The sequence below is a fragment of the Candidatus Zixiibacteriota bacterium genome (assembly GCA_034439475.1).
GTDB lineage: Bacteria > Zixibacteria > MSB-5A5 > GN15 > FEB-12 > JAWXAN01.
Genome location: JAWXAN010000023.1, coordinates 31397 through 49756, shown reverse-complemented (window position 1 = coordinate 49756; position 18360 = coordinate 31397). Strand labels below are relative to the sequence as shown.

The 18360-nt window shown below is 47.7% G+C and carries 19 protein-coding genes and 2 tRNA genes; all 21 read right to left on the bottom strand.

What is annotated here, in order from left to right; genetic code table 11:
- On the bottom strand, positions 1-85 hold an 85-nt coding region (locus SGI97_02890), incomplete at its 3' end, for a GTP-binding protein (GenBank protein ID MDZ4722840.1).
- Between the two features lie 28 nt (positions 86-113).
- Positions 114-186, bottom strand: a tRNA-Thr gene (locus SGI97_02885).
- 197 nt (positions 187-383) lie between these two features.
- On the bottom strand, positions 384-914 hold the full coding sequence (locus SGI97_02880; protein ID MDZ4722839.1) for a hypothetical protein: 531 nt from the start codon (positions 912-914) through the stop codon (positions 384-386).
- A 104-nt stretch (positions 915-1018) separates the two neighbouring features.
- Positions 1019-1091 (bottom strand) — tRNA-Gly (locus SGI97_02875).
- A 79-nt stretch (positions 1092-1170) separates the two neighbouring features.
- A complete protein-coding gene (locus SGI97_02870; GenBank protein ID MDZ4722838.1) occupies positions 1171-2142 on the bottom strand; it encodes a GNAT family N-acetyltransferase in 972 nt (323 codons plus the stop codon).
- A gap of 19 nt (positions 2143-2161) precedes the next feature.
- Positions 2162-2815 carry a GNAT family N-acetyltransferase gene (locus SGI97_02865; protein ID MDZ4722837.1) on the bottom strand — a complete coding sequence of 218 codons (654 nt, stop codon included), beginning with the start codon at positions 2813-2815 and terminating at the stop codon, positions 2162-2164.
- Positions 2816-3736: a hypothetical protein gene (locus SGI97_02860; protein ID MDZ4722836.1), complete on the bottom strand. Its 921-nt coding sequence runs from the start codon at positions 3734-3736 to the stop codon at positions 2816-2818.
- Positions 3737-3894: 158 nt separating this feature from the next.
- The gene (gene nadA, locus SGI97_02855) at positions 3895-4974 is read right to left on the bottom strand and encodes a quinolinate synthase NadA (protein MDZ4722835.1); all 1080 of its coding nucleotides are present in this window, start codon (positions 4972-4974) and stop codon (positions 3895-3897) included.
- 4 nt (positions 4975-4978) lie between these two features.
- Positions 4979-6082, bottom strand: coding sequence for an NAD(P)/FAD-dependent oxidoreductase (locus SGI97_02850; protein ID MDZ4722834.1), 1104 nt, complete (start codon positions 6080-6082; stop codon positions 4979-4981).
- A gap of 233 nt (positions 6083-6315) precedes the next feature.
- Complete coding sequence (locus SGI97_02845) at positions 6316-6507, bottom strand: hypothetical protein (protein ID MDZ4722833.1); 192 nt, start codon at positions 6505-6507, stop codon at positions 6316-6318.
- Positions 6508-6625: 118 nt separating this feature from the next.
- On the bottom strand, positions 6626-8080 hold the full coding sequence (gltX, locus tag SGI97_02840) for a glutamate--tRNA ligase (protein ID MDZ4722832.1): 1455 nt from the start codon (positions 8078-8080) through the stop codon (positions 6626-6628).
- Between the two features lie 42 nt (positions 8081-8122).
- Positions 8123-8584: a DUF3566 domain-containing protein gene (locus SGI97_02835; protein ID MDZ4722831.1), complete on the bottom strand. Its 462-nt coding sequence runs from the start codon at positions 8582-8584 to the stop codon at positions 8123-8125.
- Positions 8585-8625: 41 nt separating this feature from the next.
- Positions 8626-11346: a pyruvate, phosphate dikinase gene (gene ppdK / locus SGI97_02830; protein MDZ4722830.1), complete on the bottom strand. Its 2721-nt coding sequence runs from the start codon at positions 11344-11346 to the stop codon at positions 8626-8628.
- A 229-nt stretch (positions 11347-11575) separates the two neighbouring features.
- A complete protein-coding gene (locus tag SGI97_02825; protein ID MDZ4722829.1) occupies positions 11576-11920 on the bottom strand; it encodes a hypothetical protein in 345 nt (114 codons plus the stop codon).
- A gap of 382 nt (positions 11921-12302) precedes the next feature.
- Complete coding sequence (locus SGI97_02820; protein MDZ4722828.1) at positions 12303-13076, bottom strand: hypothetical protein; 774 nt, start codon at positions 13074-13076, stop codon at positions 12303-12305.
- 1 nt (position 13077) lies between these two features.
- The gene (locus SGI97_02815; GenBank protein MDZ4722827.1) at positions 13078-13950 is read right to left on the bottom strand and encodes a hypothetical protein; all 873 of its coding nucleotides are present in this window, start codon (positions 13948-13950) and stop codon (positions 13078-13080) included.
- A 13-nt stretch (positions 13951-13963) separates the two neighbouring features.
- Positions 13964-14602: a hypothetical protein gene (locus SGI97_02810; protein ID MDZ4722826.1), complete on the bottom strand. Its 639-nt coding sequence runs from the start codon at positions 14600-14602 to the stop codon at positions 13964-13966.
- An 11-nt stretch (positions 14603-14613) separates the two neighbouring features.
- Positions 14614-15927, bottom strand: a complete 1314-nt coding sequence (locus SGI97_02805; protein MDZ4722825.1) for a DUF6754 domain-containing protein — start codon at positions 15925-15927, stop codon at positions 14614-14616.
- A gap of 17 nt (positions 15928-15944) precedes the next feature.
- Positions 15945-16745 carry a hypothetical protein gene (locus SGI97_02800; protein ID MDZ4722824.1) on the bottom strand — a complete coding sequence of 267 codons (801 nt, stop codon included), beginning with the start codon at positions 16743-16745 and terminating at the stop codon, positions 15945-15947.
- Positions 16742-17689, bottom strand: coding sequence for a hypothetical protein (locus SGI97_02795; GenBank protein ID MDZ4722823.1), 948 nt, complete (start codon positions 17687-17689; stop codon positions 16742-16744). The genes SGI97_02800 and SGI97_02795 overlap by 4 nt, the downstream gene beginning before the upstream one ends.
- Complete coding sequence (locus SGI97_02790; protein ID MDZ4722822.1) at positions 17689-18360, bottom strand: hypothetical protein; 672 nt, start codon at positions 18358-18360, stop codon at positions 17689-17691. The genes SGI97_02795 and SGI97_02790 overlap by 1 nt, the downstream gene beginning before the upstream one ends.

The following is an 18360-nucleotide window of genomic DNA, read 5'->3' as shown; positions in this document are numbered from 1 at the left end:
TCAGGGTCGTCTTGCCATGATCAACATGGCCAATCGTTCCTACATTCACATGCGGCTTATTCCGCTCAAACTTCTGCTTTGCCATACGTCTATTCCCTCCAAGGGTTATCTTCAGCCCAGAACCAGGATCGAACTGGTGACCTCATCCTTACCAAGGATGCGCTCTACCAACTGAGCTATCTGGGCCATCGGGTCGGTCTCAAATTCATTTTTTGCCAACAGGACGCACTTCGCCTATCAGCAAGCTCGCAATATATTTTTAATCCAGACCCCCTGTCAAGCCCTTTTTTCAATGACTTACGAGAAAAGATTTATGTTTTCCACGAAAAATCAATATGCGTTTGGTCGATTGGTTCAAGCAGGCAAAAGTGACTGAAGAATCTTCAATTAAGTGGGCTAAGCGATCCGGAATCTAAGATTTCCGATGGCAGCCAGCCAGTACTTAGCAGCGAAACAATCTCTGAATCACTCAGTGAGGAGTCAACTGGATACGGCACTTGTTTGCCAAATGAATCTCTATATGACTGTGTACCATGCTTTTGCGATAGGCCTGACAAAACCAAAAAGCGATCGAGGGTCAATTTCTTAAGATCTCTGGCTTCTGTATTTCCCCGGTTTGCGGCCTCCTCAGCCATATAGTAGGCCAAAAGAGAAGGTTCTGCTCCGGCCAAGGAATCTGTATGGTACAGAATCGACGCCGCCCAATAAAGTTCCTCGGCATCGCTGATGAGTAACTGGGAGATGAGGCGGTATATGACTTGGCGGTGCCGTCGACCCATCTCCGCGAGACTTTGAGGGGTCTGCGACGGACTTACGCGGAGCCGATTGTTCTCATCGACAAGATCTTTGAGTTGAACCGTTATCGGAGATTGCAATTGCTCGACATAGGCTTGGCGTTTCTCGATACAACTCATAGAAAAAAGTATGATGAGTGCGCATGAGAAAACAACACGAGGCAAACAGGAAATGGTCATGGGATGAATGTAATTATCAGCGATTGGTTAGTCGAAATAAAAAAAGCGGGAGACGAGGCTCGAACTCGCGACCAACAGCTTGGAAGGCTGTGACTCTACCAACTGAGTTACTCCCGCTTGTAATACATAAAGAAAGTATTGATCGCGACGCCAATTTGCAAGTGGATTATGTAAAGTATAGATGAACGATATTCACTCAGAATCGTTGACGCATTTCCACAAGACGTTTCGCAAGCGAACGCAACATCTCGAATCCCGGAATGTGCGAATGCCGAATCCAAGGTACTGCTATCGGCCTGCCGCCATATTTGCGTTTATATTCTCCGCCTCCGCCCATGTCATACAATGCGACACCTCGGCCCTGCCAGTATTTCATCGCAAACCAGTGCATCGCCTCATTTGGTCTGAGGATTCGGGATTCGGTCCTGCTCGCTCCGCCCCAAAAGTACATTCGATGTTGATCGGCGGGGAATATACCACTCGCAATACATTTTCCTCCTGGATCAAGTACTCGCAGCAATAGCAGACGTCCTGTTGGCAATAAATGCTTCAGCAATAATTCCACCCTCTTCTTGGTATATGTCGGCTTCAGACCTTGAAGCGCGAATACCTCCTGCAGTTGACTATAATATTCAGCTATGAAAGAATCTTCATGAGCTTGGACGACAGATATCCCCTCACGCTCCGACTTACGGATGTTGCGTTGTGTCGACGATGAGAACCGGTCGAAAAGATCGTTTTCTGTTCCTGAAAGATCAACTTCATATCCTGTCAATAACCTATAGCGCCAACCAGCGGCTGTGATCTCGCTTTCCTGAAATTTCCGATCCATAACTTCAACGCCAACACAACCGAGTTCTTTTCGAGAAAATTTGATCAGCGATCCAAGTGCTTCGGTTCGATTTCCTACGTCATGTAAATTGAATCCCATATACGATGTTGTCCATCCGGGGAACGGGGAGCCCAGAATTCTCAGTCCGATTTTTTTCACAATAAGCCCAACAAACCACCCAATTCGTTCGGAGCCATCAGCGATTTCAATTATAACAGGCTGGGCATTTTGAGCTTCTGCCACAAAAACAATCCATTCTTTGCTTTGGAAGAGGGTGTGATCGGGCATACGGCTCATCTCATCCCATGGAGGATTTTCAACTAAGCTGAATTTCATACCCACACCCAAAACCTATTTAATCCAAATCTCTGGTGGCAAAGAGAGAATTGCCGTCCCGTTCAATACGAAATCCCGCGTTGATATGCAAATAAACAGAGTTCACATTGGTAGGGTCGATTTTTGCATCTAAGCGTCTCGCACCTTTTTCCCACAGAACTGCCTTCGCGTAGTCGTACAGTGCGCTCCCAATTCCTCTGCCTCGAAAGCTGTTATGAGTGTAAATGTGTGAAACTTTGGCTATATGCGAATTTGAATCTGTCCATGACCTCTTGGACAGCGATGCCGCAACAATTCCAGTTATTAAATCTTTATCTTCTTTCGAAAGTTTGGCCCACTTGTCCACTGACAGCCTACCTCGCTGAGATCGATGACATAGGAGACGAAAACCCAAAAAGGGATGGCGGATAGCGAATGACCTCCAATACGCGTAAACATCGACGATCACAATAAGGAAGGCCGCGATCGTTTTCTCTTCTGCGGCCACGCCGATGACCACCCGTTTATTTGACAAGGCGTCGTGACAGAGTCCTCTGTAAATAGCTTTAGAAACCAGTCCTGATACCGTGAACTGTGATTGATTCATCAAGGAAAGCACATTCTCAAGATCCGACGACTCCATCAGACGATATACAATTTTCTGATCTGATTTCCCCGCAGAATTCACAGCCACTCAGCTTCTCCCTTTCAGAAGTTTGAATCGAAGCCACTGCCATTCCAACCTGGCTCGCGTGCGTTCTGTTATGACATGCAATCCGTTTCTGGATCGTAGATAATCGAGCAAGCCCGTCACAGGCACAAACCAGCCATTTTTTTTAGACAGTCGAGACATCAGCATTACAAACTGACTATCCACTTTTTCATTTTTGTAAAAGCCCGCCCCAAGATGGGTGTATACAATACATGCCCCGCCTTCTGATTCCAGTCTATCCTGATTTGCTTCGCCCAATAACCGGTTGAACGAGATTATTTCGGGCCCTTCGGATGAGGCATACCAGGCTTGAACAAATGGCCGCTCGGGGTCATAATAGGGCATGACAGGACACAGTTTCAGCGTATTCATTTCGGGATAGATAAAGTTTCGCACATACCTAATTTTCTCGAGGCAAAGGTCCCCCCAAAATAATTGATCCCCTTCTCTGTGGCCGCGGAATTTATTGCGATAGCGGCCGAAGGTTACCGCGTTGTAGAGCTGCTTTCGTATACCGCTCAGACGGTCTGGACCCCAATATATATTTTCCTCGCAGGAAGAATGATTGGCCATTGCGCTGGGAGAAGAGCCTAACAGCTTTTCGAAACGCTGAAGCGCAAGTTCTGTTCGTTCACGATTCGATGTATGCCAAGTGGCCATATGATATCCTATTTCATGACCCTGCTCTCGCAGGCGAAACAGCCAATCGACATATTCCGCATCTTCGCATGTCGCTCCCATCGTGGGGTGAGGCAATGTGCCGGCGAACGGCCACACGGATTTGGTTATGTGAAATCCAAGATCGGTAATCAGTGAATAGACCGGTCCGACATTTTGCAATGTGGCAAGGTCGGTGTCATCGAAGATGGTGAATGCAAATTGTTTATTGTTCGGCCAGATCATTTAGTTTATAGACTGAAGAGTTATTACGACGTGTGTGCATCTGGCGTAAACGAAGCAAGTTTACCTTATTGGAATTCATTGCAGTGGCGATAAGAAAAGGATGGATTCCAGCTTTTACTGGAATGACAGAATAGCTGTCAAAGCGCCTCTTCCGCCCCCTACCCTATCTCCAGCATTCTCTCAAGCGCCAGCTTTGCCTGAGATTTATTCGGCTCGGAGACACGGACCGGCTTTATATCGGCAATATGCTCCAGTGTGTATGCCATGTCATTGAGAGTTGTGCGGTACATATTCGCGCACACCGGACAGGTCTGCCCGCTCAACTCAAATATCCTTTTATCAGGATGTTCGAGCGCCATGCGGTGGATTAGATTTATTTCCGTGCCAATTGCAATGATAGAACCTGCAGGGGCTTGCACGCAATAGTCGACAATAAACTTTGTGCTGCCGCTGGCATCGGCGACATCGACAACCGAAGGCAGGCATTCAGGATGAACAACGATTTTTATACCGGGATGGTCTTTCCGAACCTGAGCGACATGGTCGGCTGTAAAATTGGTATGAACATGACAGTGACCTTTCCAGAGAATAACTTTAGCGCGGGTGATCTGCTCGTCGGTTAATCCGCCGCCATTGCGTGAAAAGTCCCACAAGACAATTTGATCTTTCGGAATACCATATTTGATCGCAGTGTTATAACCAAGATTCTCATCTGGGAAAAAGAAAATCTTTTCCTTCCTATCCAGCGAATATTTGAGGGCGCCGACAGCATTTGACGAGGTACAGATTACTCCGCCATAACGCCCAGTAAACGCTTTAAGTCCGGCGGCAGTATTCATATAACTGACCGGCATGATATTTTTTTCAGCCCCGAATGGTCTCAGATACTCCCAGGCCTCCATCACATCGGCTATTTCTGCCATATCAGCCATAGGACATCCGGCAAGCGGGTTCGGCAGAAAAACGCTTTGGTTGTCCTCAGTGAGAATATCAGCCGACTCAGCCATAAAATGAACACCGGCAAAGACTATGTATTCAGCCTCTTTTTGCTCAGCGGCAATCTTGGACAAGCCGTAAGAATCGCCGATATGATCGGCATGGGCGACCACCTCCACTCGCTGATAATGGTGGGCAAGGATAATCAGCCTCTTGCCGAGTTTGACTCGCGCATCTTTAATGCGCGCTTTTAGCTCATCGACTCCGGCTTCACGATATTCTTTTGGCAGCGAAAAATACATACGATTAAATCTCCTCTACTCTTTTTTCTACTTTTGGCGTCTGTTCAACAGGTTCAACAGTAGAAATGCTTTTCGGCGCGGAAAGTTTCTTCATAACGGCTTCATGTTTATCGGTCGAATGTCCCGGATTTACTTTTGCCTTTGGATCGATATGATGTTTGGCATTATTAACCGCGATCGCAACTTCTCCAAATCCGGTCGAAATCAGTTTGAGTTTACCATCATAGGTGACAATATCTCCAGCGGCGTAAATCCCCTCGATATTTGTCCTCATGCGTGAATCAACTTTGATGGCGTTCTTCTCAAGTTCCAATCCCCAGTCGGCAATCGGACCCAGATTAGTCAAAAAGCCCGTGTTGAAAATTATGGCATCCACCGGTAGAATTTCTTCCTCACCAGTCCGGGTCTGGACTATTGTTGCCTCACGAACCCAGGTGTCGCCAACAATTTGCTTCACTTCCCAGAATGGGACTTTCAGTCGGACTGAACTATTCATCACCTTGCGCACGGAGTCTTCGTGAGCGCTAAAAAAATCATTGCGATGAATATGCGTGATGGATGCCGCTACTGGCTCAAGCATCATCGAATAATCGAAAGCTGAATCTCCACCGCCCACGACCAGCACGTTCTTGTCATGAAAATCGCTTATTTTGCGGACGGCATAGTAAACTCCTGAACCTTCGAGTTCCTGCACATTCGGAATATCAAGTCGTTTTGGAATATACGCCCCGAGTCCCGCGCATATTATAACAGTCCGGCCAAAATGAATTCCTTTTGTAGTAGTTATAGTAATGATGCCGTCGTCCCCGCGAATGATGTGAATGACTTTTTCACCCAGGCAGAGGCCATGAGGATACTGGGTGGCCTGAATTTCGAGCTGGCGGGTCAGCTCTTTGGCCAGAACCTTTGGGAAACCGCCGACATCATAGATATATTTCTCGGGATAGAGCGCCATCAGTCCGCCGCCGACTTCTTCAAGCATATCGATCGCTTTGAATTTTGTCATGCGAAGTCCGGCATAGTACATACCGTACATGGCAACTGGGCCCGCGCCGATAAAAATTATATCGAAGATTTCGTTCTGTATGTCAGTAGTATGCGTCGTCATATCGTTTCGCCGTCTATAACAGCTCGCCAAGGCAATTGTGCCGCTGGGTTGCGGTTGTGGATACCACAATACGATATTTATGAGAAATAGAGTAGAAAAATCACAAGCGGTTGAGTGAAGTGTCTATGTGGAACTTGGGCTTTTTCGGAGAAGGAGTCTCGAAAAAAAGGCCGACCATCTTTTCAGATAGACGACCTTATCAGTAAGAAACCAAATTTCAACGAAAGGCTTCCTCAGAAGCGCTCTTCGGAGCCATTGCTCCACTCTTCTCCTTCGTCCTCATCATCGTCGTCGTCGTCAGTAGACTCAGAACCTTCTTCATCAAACTCTGAGAATTTACTCTTTGGAGCGCCGCAGACTGGACAGCTGTCCGGTGGCTCGTCTTCGTCATGAACGTAGCCACAGATATCGCAGACCCATTGCATATCTTATTCTCCCATCACAAAGTATTCAGCGTTGCTTTGTTTCCGCGCTCGTTACAGACATTTTCCTCGTCAATCTTTCGGCGCCAAAAACAAAGAAGTCCAGTTCGTTTTGGTATTATCATGCTTTGGATGCAATATAATCAACTGTTTTTTTTAGCCGTTCAACAACAATAGGTTTGCCAAGGACAGCTATCATATCATACAAACTCGGCCCAACAGAGATTCCTGAGACAGCCAGTCGCGTCGGATGGATAAAAGCGGCCTTTTTTACGCCGCGTTCTTCGGCAAGTGAGGTCAATGCCTGCTCAATTGAGGCATGGTCAAATAGCGGAAGCGCCTCAAGTTTCTCGGCGAAAGCAGAGAGCAGTTCAGCGGATGCCGTGGAGAACTGTTTGGCCTCAGCTTCAGGATCATAACGACAGTCGAATTTGAAAAAATAACTGCCGAGGCTGAGAAAATCAGTCAGACGGCGCACACGTTCTTTGAGCAACCCCGCTACTGTTTTGATATAGGGAAGCTGTGACTGAAGTGACGCTTGTGAAATAAGTCCGGCCTCGACAAAGAGCGGGGTTATGAGGCTAGCAAGTTCCTCATCTGTTTTTAACTGAAGATGAGATTTGTTAAAAGATACGAGCTTCTCCTCGTCAAAAACGGCATTGGAGGAATTAAAATGGGTCGGATCAAATATTTTAATCAATTCAGTTATCGTGAATATCTCCTGATCGCTCTTTGGCGACCAACCCAGCAGACACAGAAAGTTAAACATCGCCTCGGGTATAATGCCTTCGTTGCGATATTCTGCGACATCTTTATCTCCAAGCCGTTTCGAGACCTTTTTCTTGTCTGGCCTAAGAATCAACGGCACATGGCCAAATCGCGGCACATCGAAACCGAGAGCGCGATAGATTTGGATCTGCTTGAAGGTATTTGAAATATGGTCGTTGCCACGGATTACATGGGTAATGCCCATTTCATGGTCGTCGACGACCACAGCAAGGTTATACGTTGGTGAACTATCGGATCGCGCTACCACTAAATCTTCGATGTCGTCGTTCTGCCGTGTGATAACGCCCGCCACCATGTCATCATAACTGGTCTCACCGGGTGGGATTTGTATACGGATTGCAAACTGCTCACCGGCCTTCAGTTTCGCATCAATTTCGTCCTTGGTCAATTTGAGACAACGACGATTATATCTTGGAGCTTGCTTGGAGGCCATCGCGGCTTCGCGCTCCGCCCCAAGCTGAGCTGGTGAGCAAAAACAGCGATAGCCATGACCGGACTCGAGCAACTTATTGGCGAATTTCTTATATGTCTCAAGCCGTGAGGACTGGTAGACGATATCCTCATCCCATTCTAATCCAAGCCATTTTAGTGCATTGAGGATTGGCTCAACCATAGCCGGATCTGACCGCTCGACATCGGTATCTTCTATCCGTATCAAAAATTTGCCTCCAAAATGACGAGCGAAAAGATAGTTAAAAATAGCTGTGCGGCCGGTTCCTACATGCAGATAGCCTGACGGTGAGGGCGCAATGCGAACTCTGGGGGGCGCGGTTGGCGGAAATGTCATATTGGACAAATGAATCTGAAAGGGCTGAGATTTCAAAACGCCCTAAAGATTTTCCCCAGTCGCAGGCGGGACAATGGGAGGATTTGGAGGAGTAGAACTCGCCGAGGGCGGGGTATAGGGATTAACAGGCATCGACTGCGCGTACATCGGCCCCAGACGATACGGCTCATCGCTGGTCACAGGTGTAAGTGTTAATTCAAATCCGCCAACCATTTTGGCGACAAGGTTATATGTCACCACAACGACAACTTCGAGGAGGGTGTAGAAGACACCGGCAAAAAACGCTGTCATAAAGGGCAATATGATAATCATTATTCCCGATGTTGGTTCGCCGGAATCCAATTCAGAGAGATCCATCCCCCCTGGAATGTAGGCCATCATAGCTGCAATAAAGCCAAAAAACACGGCGGTCAGAATACCGGCAACGAAACCCAATACAAGATTCACAAAAAATGCGACTTTGATGAATGACCAAACATTCACCGATTTCATCTCATAACGCATCCCGATCCTCCTCTTAAAACACGGAACAGATTCTGAAAATCCTAAGCGTGTTCCTTTTTCTTTTTCTTTGTCTCCTCTTTATGACGGATGGCCGCCTGGGCCGCGGCAAGTCGCGCTATCGGCACCCGATAGGGAGAACAGGAAATATAGTCAAGTCCAATTTCATTCCAGAATTCAATCGATTTTGGATCCCCGCCATGTTCCCCGCACACGCCGACTTTCAAATTGGGCCGAGTTGACTTGCCGCGATCTTTACTCATTTTGATAAGCTGTCCAACTCCCTCGACATCTATTGACACAAACGGATCAAAAGGGAGTATTCCCTTCGTAAGATAATGCCCCAGAAATTTCCCGGCATCGTCGCGTGAAAATCCCATCGTCATCTGCGTCAGGTCATTTGTGCCATAGCTGAAGAACTCAGCATCCTCGGCAATTTTGTCCGCAATAAGGGCCGCACGAGGAATTTCAATCATTGTCCCGATAGAATATGTAAAATTCTTGAGTTTCGATTTTCCAATTATTTCATTCGCCACACGCTCAACAACTTCTTTTTGGTCTTTGAATTCGTTGGCATGACCGACTAATGGAATCATTATCTCAGGGATGACCGTCTTCTCGTTATTCTTCTGGACATCCAGCGCCGCCAACAGGATGGCCTTGACTTGCATCTCGGTAATCTCAGGATAAACAATACCGAGCCGGCATCCGCGATGGCCGAGCATTGGATTTGTCTCAGCCAACTCGTTGATTCGCTTCAGTGTGTGCTGCAAAGCCGCCAATTCCTCCTCGTAGTCATCGGCCTTGACATTGAGATTTGCCAGACGATGTTCGATATCTTCCTTCTTGGGTAGAAACTCATGCAAAGGCGGGTCAAGGGTTCTGATTGTAACTGGAAATCCGGCCATTACTTCAAAGAGGCCTTTAAAATCCTTCTTCTGCATGGGAAGTAGTTTCTCCAATGCCTCCTGACGTACCTCGGGTGTCTCGGCCAAAATCATCTTTTGGACAAGGGCCACCCTGTCTTCGGCGAAAAACATGTGCTCGGTGCGGCACAATCCAATTCCTTCAGCTCCAAATTGAATAGCTTTTTGGGCGTCTCTTGGAATATCAGCATTCGCTCGGACTTTCAATGTGCGGTACTCATCTGCCCAAGCCATAAGCTCGGTAAATTCTTTGGTCAATTCCGGCTCAATGGTCGGTACTTCGCCAAGTATAATTTCACCGGTCGACCCATTAAGGGTTATGACCTCCCCCTCTTTGACCGAAAGTCGTCCGACCTGGAACATCTTCTTGATAGAGTTAACTCTCACCGTCTCGGCTCCAGTCACACAACATTTGCCCATTCCGCGAGCGACAACCGCGGCATGCGAAGTCATTCCTCCGCGCGATGTCAGAAATCCCACAGCGACATTCATACCTTCAATGTCATCGGGATTTGTTTCTTCGCGAACGAGTATCGTATTGGTTTTGGTCCCGAACTTGACAACATCCTCAGCTGAAAAATAAACCTTACCCGAGGCGGCGCCTGGCGAAGCGGCGAGTCCTTTGGCTATCACATCAACCTTTGCCTTTGGATCAATGCTTGGATGGAGCAACTGATCAAGCATAAGCGGGTCAATCCGCAACAGAGCCTCTTCCTTTGTAAGTAGTTTCTCCTTTACCATATCGACTGCAATTCGCACCGCCGCGCCGACTGCCCGCTGGCCGTTACGCGTCTGGAGCATATACAGCTCACCTTCTTGGATGGTAAATTCGAAATCCTGGATGTCTTTGTAGTGCTTTTCGAGGCGGGTTGTAATCTGTTGGAGCTGTTTGTATATCTGCGGCATTTCGGTGCCGAGCTCTTTGATAGGCTGAGGTGTGCGAATTCCGGCGACAACATCTTCCCCTTGCGCGTTTATGAGAAACTCTCCATAGAATTCCTTTTCGCCAGTCGAAGGGTTACGTGTGAACCCAACTCCTGTTCCCGAGCTGTTGCCCATGTTGCCGAACACCATCGCTTGAACCGTCACGGCAGTTCCGATTTCCGATGGAATGTTTTCAAGACGTCGGTAGGTGATCGCTCGAGGATTATTCCAGGATCGAAAAATAGCATCGCGGGCCATGCGAAGCTGGGTCATGGGATCATCGGGAAATTTTTCGCCTGACTTGCGCTCGACGATCTGTTTAAATCTTTTGATGATATCTTTCAAGTCAATCGGCTGAAGCGAGCTGTCCTGCTTTATCCGACGCTCTTTTTTCTTCTTGGTGATGACCTCTTCAAATTGCTCCTTATCAATACCCAATACGACTCCGCCGAACATTTGAATCAGTCTGCGATAATTATCCAGCGCAAAGCGCTCGTTGTCTGTAAGAGTTGCCAGACCTTCAACAGTCTCGGGATTCAGGCCGAGGTTAAGAATCGTATCCATCATACCCGGCATTGAAAATTTTGAGCCTGACCGGACCGACACAAGAAGTGGATTTTTGGGGTCGCCGAACTTTTTGCCTGAAGCTTTTTCAATCAGGGCAACCGATTTGGACAATTCGGCATCAATCGATTTTGGGACACTCATTCCGTGATCATAAAAAAGGCGGCAGACATCGGTACTGATCGTAAACCCGGGAGGAACCGGAAGTCCGGCGATAACCATTTCGGCCAAATTTGCGCCTTTACCGCCAAGAAGGTCCTTCATCGAAGCATCCCCATCGGCTTTTCCACTCCCGAAAAAGTAATAATACTTTTTGTCCGGAGCCGGCCGGCTTTCGCCTTTTGGTTTGATAGAAGAATGGGTCAGTTCGGTCTTTTTGGCCTCAGATTTAGCAGAAGACCCTTTCGGGGCCGGTTTCGTTTTCACACCAGACATACCATCTCCCTATTTTATAACAACTTACGACGTATCAAATTTAAGTCGCTTATGGTAAACAAAAATCCTCAGTTTGGCAATAGAAAAGGCGGCCGAATAACCATTTGGTCATTATGCCGCCTTTAGAGTTGGCTATGCGAGAGCTTTACATCGTAAAAAGCCGCTCACCATTGATGATCTTTTCCAGCATGCGAAGGGTCTTCTCCACAGGTGAATGCATAATATCCGCCGTGTTGAAAGTCGACCGGACAGCCTCGCGTTGGGCCGAAAAGCCCGACTTTCCGCGTCCGCCCCGCGCTTTTTTCTTGTGCGTTAAATTGTACTGCCGCTGATACTCCTTTGCCTTCTCTTTGTGCATCTGGTAATAGCGGCGCTGATATTCACGGCGTGCTTCCGCCGTCGATAGATTCCCCATAACAGCATCACGCGTGATCTCGTCGATCATTACGTCGCTGACTTTGGCTGTGGCGGGTTTTCGTATCCGAGCCATTGCCAACCTCACTTTCCCTGTGTTTTACGTTGCTACCCTTTAACTTACTGTTAAAAACGCATGGTTCCTCAACCGAGCAAAACTTCGGAAAATATTACCTGTATGTCAAGTGCTTTTTTAGCTATTTTAAAAATATCTCTCCTAAATCAAAAGTTTCTATGGGGTTACTACTTCCCTCAATTTATGAGTTTTGCAACTCCTTAAATCTTACTTGGTTACGAACAGTCATCATTTCGTAAGTTATCTCCCATCCGGAGTAGTTTTCGCTTAAGACCAGTTTCGATTGCTTGCTCAGTGAAGTAGCTAAAGCGTGCGCCTGTCAACAAAAAACAAAACCAACACGACTTAAATATCGAGAACTCTGTGAGAAGGATCGCTTTGATTACACTTCGTTGGCAGTCTTCAGACGCATATGCGTTATGATTTCTTTGATGATATACACCAGCAAGAGAAGAATAACTGTATAGAACACGATCTGAAACCAGACGCTGTAATTTGCGTTGCTTTCATTGAATGCGGCTTTGATCCAATTCTTGTCGATAAACTGAATTCTATTTATGAGCAGGGATATTCGCGCCATGACAGTGAAGCCGAACGACGCTCCAAAGCCGAGCATAAGAATCCACAATCCAAGTCTCGCAAGAGTTCCCATGGCGCCTGTGTGGGCTTTGGAAAAGAAGAAATATACAAGTCCCGCTATTGTCCCAACGAAGAGCAGAAGCTGAGAGTAGCCGGCCGCAATATCAAGATAGCGATCGCCAAAAAAGTTCCCCCAATTAATCGGAACCATTGTCGCATAGACCTGCTTTAGCACACGGTTAGACATCTCAAGCGGTACTGCGAGACCTGCGGCGATTCCGATATAGAGCGCCAGTGGAATTCGAGAGAGCCATGACGCATTCTTAAAGAAGCGCGACCACATCATCAGTCCAAGAATCAGTGGTATGAGATACCACCAGTTGCCTGCGGCGAGACGCTGAAAGAGATTAGGCACAAGTGTGTTATGCCAGAGGATTATGACAAAATATCCGGCAGAAACACCGACAACAAGGTGCTCGGCAAATTTATAAAACGGGTTGTCCTTATATAAAAAAGAGAAAATTGCCAGTGTAAGAAAAGCCGCAAGCGTGGTCCAAAGAAAGGTTGTAAATTCCAAGTTATCTCACCTTTCCTTTGCTTTTTTGACTGGTAAAGTAGCTGATGTTGCCAATTATAATAAAAAGAATGATAACAAAATGAGCGAACAGTTGTATTCGCATTCCGTCCTTGGCCAGGCCCGGATTGTCGGCAAGTTGTTCGTACTGCGCCGCCCCAAGCAGGCCGCCCATCAGTCCGAATACCTGACCAGAGTTAAGATACGGATAGTACTGCATGACCATCACACCAGTCAGCCCCAGCGCGAGCGGAAATCCGAAACGTCCTTGGCCGTATGAAATCCAGGCATCGGTAATATTGCCGCCGCCAATATCGATCACTCCATCGACATCGTCAAAATTGCGCACGCCACTCATCATCGGGAGCGAATCAAGCGGCACACCGTAATAGTCATTAGGAAATGGAATCCTGAAGTTTTGTCCCATCCCAAGTATGATGATCGTAAAGTAGGGCTTATAGCCGAGAAAGGTATAGTCGACACCGCTGACAATTTCACGACCGGGATAAGTCACACCATTATATGTCTGCTCAAGTCGCATTGAGTCGGTAATGTCGCGAATGGCCTGACTGGTCATACCCGGTCCGTTCTGTGACAGCGACGAAAAAATTAACTTAACTTCGCGACGGAGAGCATGTTCAACCACGGCATACGTCATCGGATGAAGTTCTGCCTGCGCGTTGGGGTCGTAATCAATAGCGATAAAAAGAAGATCCCCTTTTTGACGGGCATCTACAAAATCATAAATGCGCTTGACCTCCGGCGTGACCAAAATTGGAACCACAAATTTCGAGGCATAGGCTATCACGCACACGAGAGAGAGCACAAGAAATATCCAGCGGCGGTCAAGCGCGATAAAGCGTTCTATTATATTCATATCTTCTCTGCCATTACTTCCCTAAATAACCCCGTTCGATGCCGAGTATTATTTTGAGCGCGGTGGCGACAATGCCCAAACCGACTCCGATAATGATTGCGCGCTGAGCGGCAAGGTTCGGGATATTAATAAGCCAATTGGCCGTATCGGCGAATACTGTTCCGATGCCAGGAGTAAATCGCAACATCAGTATAAGCGCGGCCACAAGTAGCAGTGAAGCCAACGTATTTCGGGCGCGAAAGGCGCGGTACGATGCCGATGCGATAAAAAATGCCAGAAGCGCAAACACCGTCGCTTGAATAGGCGTAATAATGTACGTAAAAAAATGTATAAACCAAGGATTCTGCAATCCCTCCGGAGTGTAGAAATGAAAATTCCAATCGGCATCGGTAAAACCAAAAAGAATCATAGTGAAAAGGCCAATGAGCGTCACATAGTTGTATCCCCAGTTTGCTTTCTTTGTGCGGATACGGTCAGCAGAAACTTTTATGAGTGACCAGATGCCGACTGCCAAGGTAAACACTCCGATAATAGGCAGCCAGTCCAAAAGATATTCATAGAGCCTTTCGGATGTCTCATGCGGGACGAAATACTGCAGGATCATGAAAAGTCCCACAGCGGTCACTAATATAAATGGCAGTTGTCTTCTCATATCCCTTGCTCTTAGTCCACGACCTTAAAGTATTCTCTGAATGAATTCCAACTTGAGTCCGGCTTTCCCGCCCCAAAATTTGCGAAAATAACACCAATGATAATGAAAAAGATGATCGCGGCTTTTGCATAATCCTGGGCTTTGAGTGTACCCAACAATTTGGGCTCTCGGCCCAGATAAGCCGAGGCCGCATACAACTCCTCGCCAATCAAAGCATAGTCGCAGGCCACAATAAAAAATGGTATCTGCGCAATTTCGTCTGTTCCGGCAATTTGAATTGAACCAGCAAGGGCGCCAGTCTCGGCAAAGATAAGTGACTCGGCATAAAATTTACCCATATAGATATTTGTCGCGGGACGCTCGCGCATCATAATCCCATTTACCGCCGTAACGTAGGCAAACTGCGACTGGGTAACGAAAAAGACGGAATCTTGATTGTAGGAGTCAGGACGACCGGCATCCAAATACGAAGAGCGTACAATCTCCTGCGCGACTGTCATCACGACCGGATCATAGCAGGGGATAATTATCGGAGTCTGATATTCAGCGACTTTTTTGGAGACTCGCCCAAGAATGGTAAACGACGCAATAGTAGCAATTTCAGAGGCATCACCTGCGCCCAATAGATATAAGATTGGTTTTCCCATCTCGGTCGCGCGGCCAATTGCTTCATCGACAGCTTCTATTCCGGCAAGTGGGCGAATATACAATTGCGCGCCAGCTTTTGCCCGCGAAACAAAAAAGAGTGTGAGGGCTGTGAAAATAAAAACCGCTGCAAAAACTACCGTTCGGCCGGTGTTAAACCATTGTCCCGAACTTTCTACTGGCCCCGCAATTTCAGACGGAGTCCGGACCAGACTATCGACAGTCACGGCATCCACTCTATAATAGAGAGAAGTGTTGTCCGGCAGATAATCCTTCGTCCCCTCATCGCGGCCACCCACATCAACAAGCGATGTCGATCCCGAAGGAGCTATGCCCACGCGCACAAACGGGCCATCCGGAAAGAGAGCGCGGAATAATTCATAAGCGACAACTGTGCCCTTCGCTCCGCCGTCATTTGCCGACAATTTCCATTCAACTGAAACTGAGTGGCCATGATCATTATCGGTGTCGAAAGCCCAAACTTCTGTTACTGGAGCCGGGGCGGAAATATTCAAGAGAACAGATTGTGTTGTCGTATCGAGCGGAACCGCTTGGGCAGAAGAAGTATCTCCGCCTGCAGATTGTTCGTTCTGACAATATATCGAGGAATGGAATAGGAGCATGACCGCAACTGCGGAAAGAACAAAAGCTATGAGAGTGCGGGCCTGTTTTATTTTCATACTAAACTCGTACTCCGCTAATTAATAGCATTTAGCCAGTCGCGCAACAAAAAGCTTATGCGCCCAACCAACAAAGAAATGCGCCCCATGACGGTGTATCCGAACGACGCCCCAAACGTAATCATGAGTATCCAGATGCCAAAACGGGATGCCCGGCCAAATAAACCAGAATGTTCGCGAGAAAAAAAGAAATAGATAAGGCCGCATATCACACCAGTAAAAATTACCCAATTGGCAAGCATGGCCGCGAATTGGCCAGTAGCAGAAAGTGAAAAGTTAGAAAAGAACGCCCCAAAGCCCTGCCAATCGGTCACCAGAGGCAGAAATGTCGACGATATCTGCTCCATGAAATTTGATCTGAGCGCTGCGGTAAAATATAGCCCTGAGGTTGTCCCCACAATAAAAGCCAGCGGCCAGCGCGCAAGCCAGCCATGTGACGACGAAAGCCGCATCAAGAGCAAAATACCCAACACAACGGGAATTAGATAAAATGGATCAAAGCCAGCATAGGCGACTTTAAAGGCCGATGACAGCCCTTCGGAAATTCTTGGGAAAAGATTGGGCACAAAAGTCGTCCAGAAGCCCATCGTCATCCAATAGGCCGCCGAGACTCCGACAAAAAGATGTTCGGCAAATTTATAAAATGGATTGTCTTTGTATAAAAACGAGAAAATGCATAGAGTCAGAAATGCCGACAGTGTTACCCAAAACCCCTGTGAGACCGGATTCTCTCCCTCAATAGTCATCCCTTTTATGAACCAACTCGCCAGAAATAGGGCGGCGGCAATTGCAGTTATTATGAGCCCTGCTCGTTTCATGCCGCGCTCCGTCTTCTGCCGCGGAAATAGACGACATTGCCAAGCACGATAAAGGCCATTATCACGACGTGAACAAGCGTCTGTGGTCCCATCATTTTCAAACCCGGCGCCGGCGTGGTTTTGAAACGGTCATGAACACGCGCCAGCTCAGATTCGTATTCCGCTGCCCCTTTGATTCCTCCTAAAATACCAATCATCTGTTTGGGGTAATACGAATATAGTTGCGGCGCGGAGACGGCGGCCACACATGCTCCCAATGGCACGCCGGTCGGATCACCAACAAAAAGCACCCATTCCATCGGTCCCGGTTTACCCCCTCCGAACATTACCAGCAAATCGAAATCCGAGCATGAACGGATATTCCCAAGCATCGGGATTTCCGGGTATGGGACATTATTGACATCGGATGGAAACATTTTCGGAAAGTCGGTCGCTATTACTCTCAGCACACCTTCGTTGCCAGCTTTATAGCCAACATTGACATAGTCTATCCGCTCCAGTTTATCAGGAAACTCCTGATTGACCACCCGTCGAAGGGTTTGATTCATCTGCGCCTGACCTGTCGCCCAAAGAGACATGAAAACAATTTTGTGATTTTTTGCAAGACAATGCCGCGTTATGGCATCGGCCATCGGTTGGACTTCGGGCGCAAGGGCCGGATCAAAATCGAACGAAAGCAGTATGAATGAACCGCTCGGCAAAGTCTCAATCTTATCAAAGAGATTCTGCACAACCTGCGTGGTCTTTTCAGGAAACGTAATCGGGAACAAAATTGGCGCAGTGACGGCCAGCGCAACAAAGAGATAAATGACCCGCCGGTCGACCTCGCGTCCGCTGATTGAGCGCCAGGCCAGCCAGATCAGTCCGCCCGCAAGCAGAAGAATGGAAATAATCACACCGAAATTTCCCATGCCCGAATCTGCGACAACAATCGGCTCACCCATCAGTTCTTCCCCAAGTGTGAGCGCTCAATGCCCAGAATAACGCGAAGTGACATAGCCACCACTCCCAATCCAATGCCAATGAGAATCGCGCGCTGTCCGGCAAGATTAGGCGAGTTCATTATCCACAAAGCCAGATTCGGGATCTGAAAGAGCGAGAACTGTTCTGGAATCCAGGCAGTGAGCATCGTCCCGAGCGCGGTTCGCCCAAGTAAAATGATAAAAGCGGCAATTAGCAAAATTGTCGCCTCGCGGTTTTTAGCCCGGAAGGCACGGTAGCTTGCCGATGCTATAAAAAACGCAAGCAGTGCATACATCGTTGAGCCAAGTGGCGAGAAGATATTTTCGTACAAAGTCTGAAATAACGAACCGGGTTCGGTGGGACTGGCTTCGATTCCGCCCGGATTGCCAAGCTTGAATAGCCCGACCGCAAGCATCACCGTAAAGCCGACCAGCGTCACGATCGAATACTGCCAGTCGGTCCGTTTCGCCTGAACTTTGGATAAATGGACGCGGAGCAGATTACCTCCGCCGAGGATGTATGCAAAAACGGCAATGATGTTAAAAAAGACAGTGAAGTCCTCGCCCAGCGTTTCAAGGGGCGGAATGAAAATGGAAAAGATGAGCAGTGTGCCGACCAAAAACGTAATTATGAGAGGGATCTGGCGTTTCAT

Coding starts and splice junctions, on each gene's coding strand:
- SGI97_02880 (MDZ4722839.1), bottom strand. CDS start 914: ATGAGTTGTATCGAGAAACGCCAAGCCTATGTCGAGCAATTGCAATCT.
- SGI97_02870 (MDZ4722838.1), bottom strand. CDS start 2,142: ATGAAATTCAGCTTAGTTGAAAATCCTCCATGGGATGAGATGAGCCGT.
- SGI97_02860 (MDZ4722836.1), bottom strand. CDS start 3,736: ATGATCTGGCCGAACAATAAACAATTTGCATTCACCATCTTCGATGAC.
- nadA (MDZ4722835.1), bottom strand. CDS start 4,974: ATGTATTTTTCGCTGCCAAAAGAATATCGTGAAGCCGGAGTCGATGAG.
- SGI97_02850 (MDZ4722834.1), bottom strand. CDS start 6,082: ATGACGACGCATACTACTGACATACAGAACGAAATCTTCGATATAATT.
- SGI97_02845 (MDZ4722833.1), bottom strand. CDS start 6,507: ATGCAATGGGTCTGCGATATCTGTGGCTACGTTCATGACGAAGACGAG.
- gltX (MDZ4722832.1), bottom strand. CDS start 8,080: ATGACATTTCCGCCAACCGCGCCCCCCAGAGTTCGCATTGCGCCCTCA.
- SGI97_02835 (MDZ4722831.1), bottom strand. CDS start 8,584: ATGCGTTATGAGATGAAATCGGTGAATGTTTGGTCATTCATCAAAGTC.
- SGI97_02825 (MDZ4722829.1), bottom strand. CDS start 11,920: ATGGCTCGGATACGAAAACCCGCCACAGCCAAAGTCAGCGACGTAATG.
- SGI97_02815 (MDZ4722827.1), bottom strand. CDS start 13,950: ATGAATATAATAGAACGCTTTATCGCGCTTGACCGCCGCTGGATATTT.
- SGI97_02810 (MDZ4722826.1), bottom strand. CDS start 14,602: ATGAGAAGACAACTGCCATTTATATTAGTGACCGCTGTGGGACTTTTC.
- SGI97_02805 (MDZ4722825.1), bottom strand. CDS start 15,927: ATGAAAATAAAACAGGCCCGCACTCTCATAGCTTTTGTTCTTTCCGCA.
- SGI97_02800 (MDZ4722824.1), bottom strand. CDS start 16,745: ATGAAACGAGCAGGGCTCATAATAACTGCAATTGCCGCCGCCCTATTT.
- SGI97_02795 (MDZ4722823.1), bottom strand. CDS start 17,689: ATGGGTGAGCCGATTGTTGTCGCAGATTCGGGCATGGGAAATTTCGGT.
- SGI97_02790 (MDZ4722822.1), bottom strand. CDS start 18,360: ATGAAACGCCAGATCCCTCTCATAATTACGTTTTTGGTCGGCACACTG.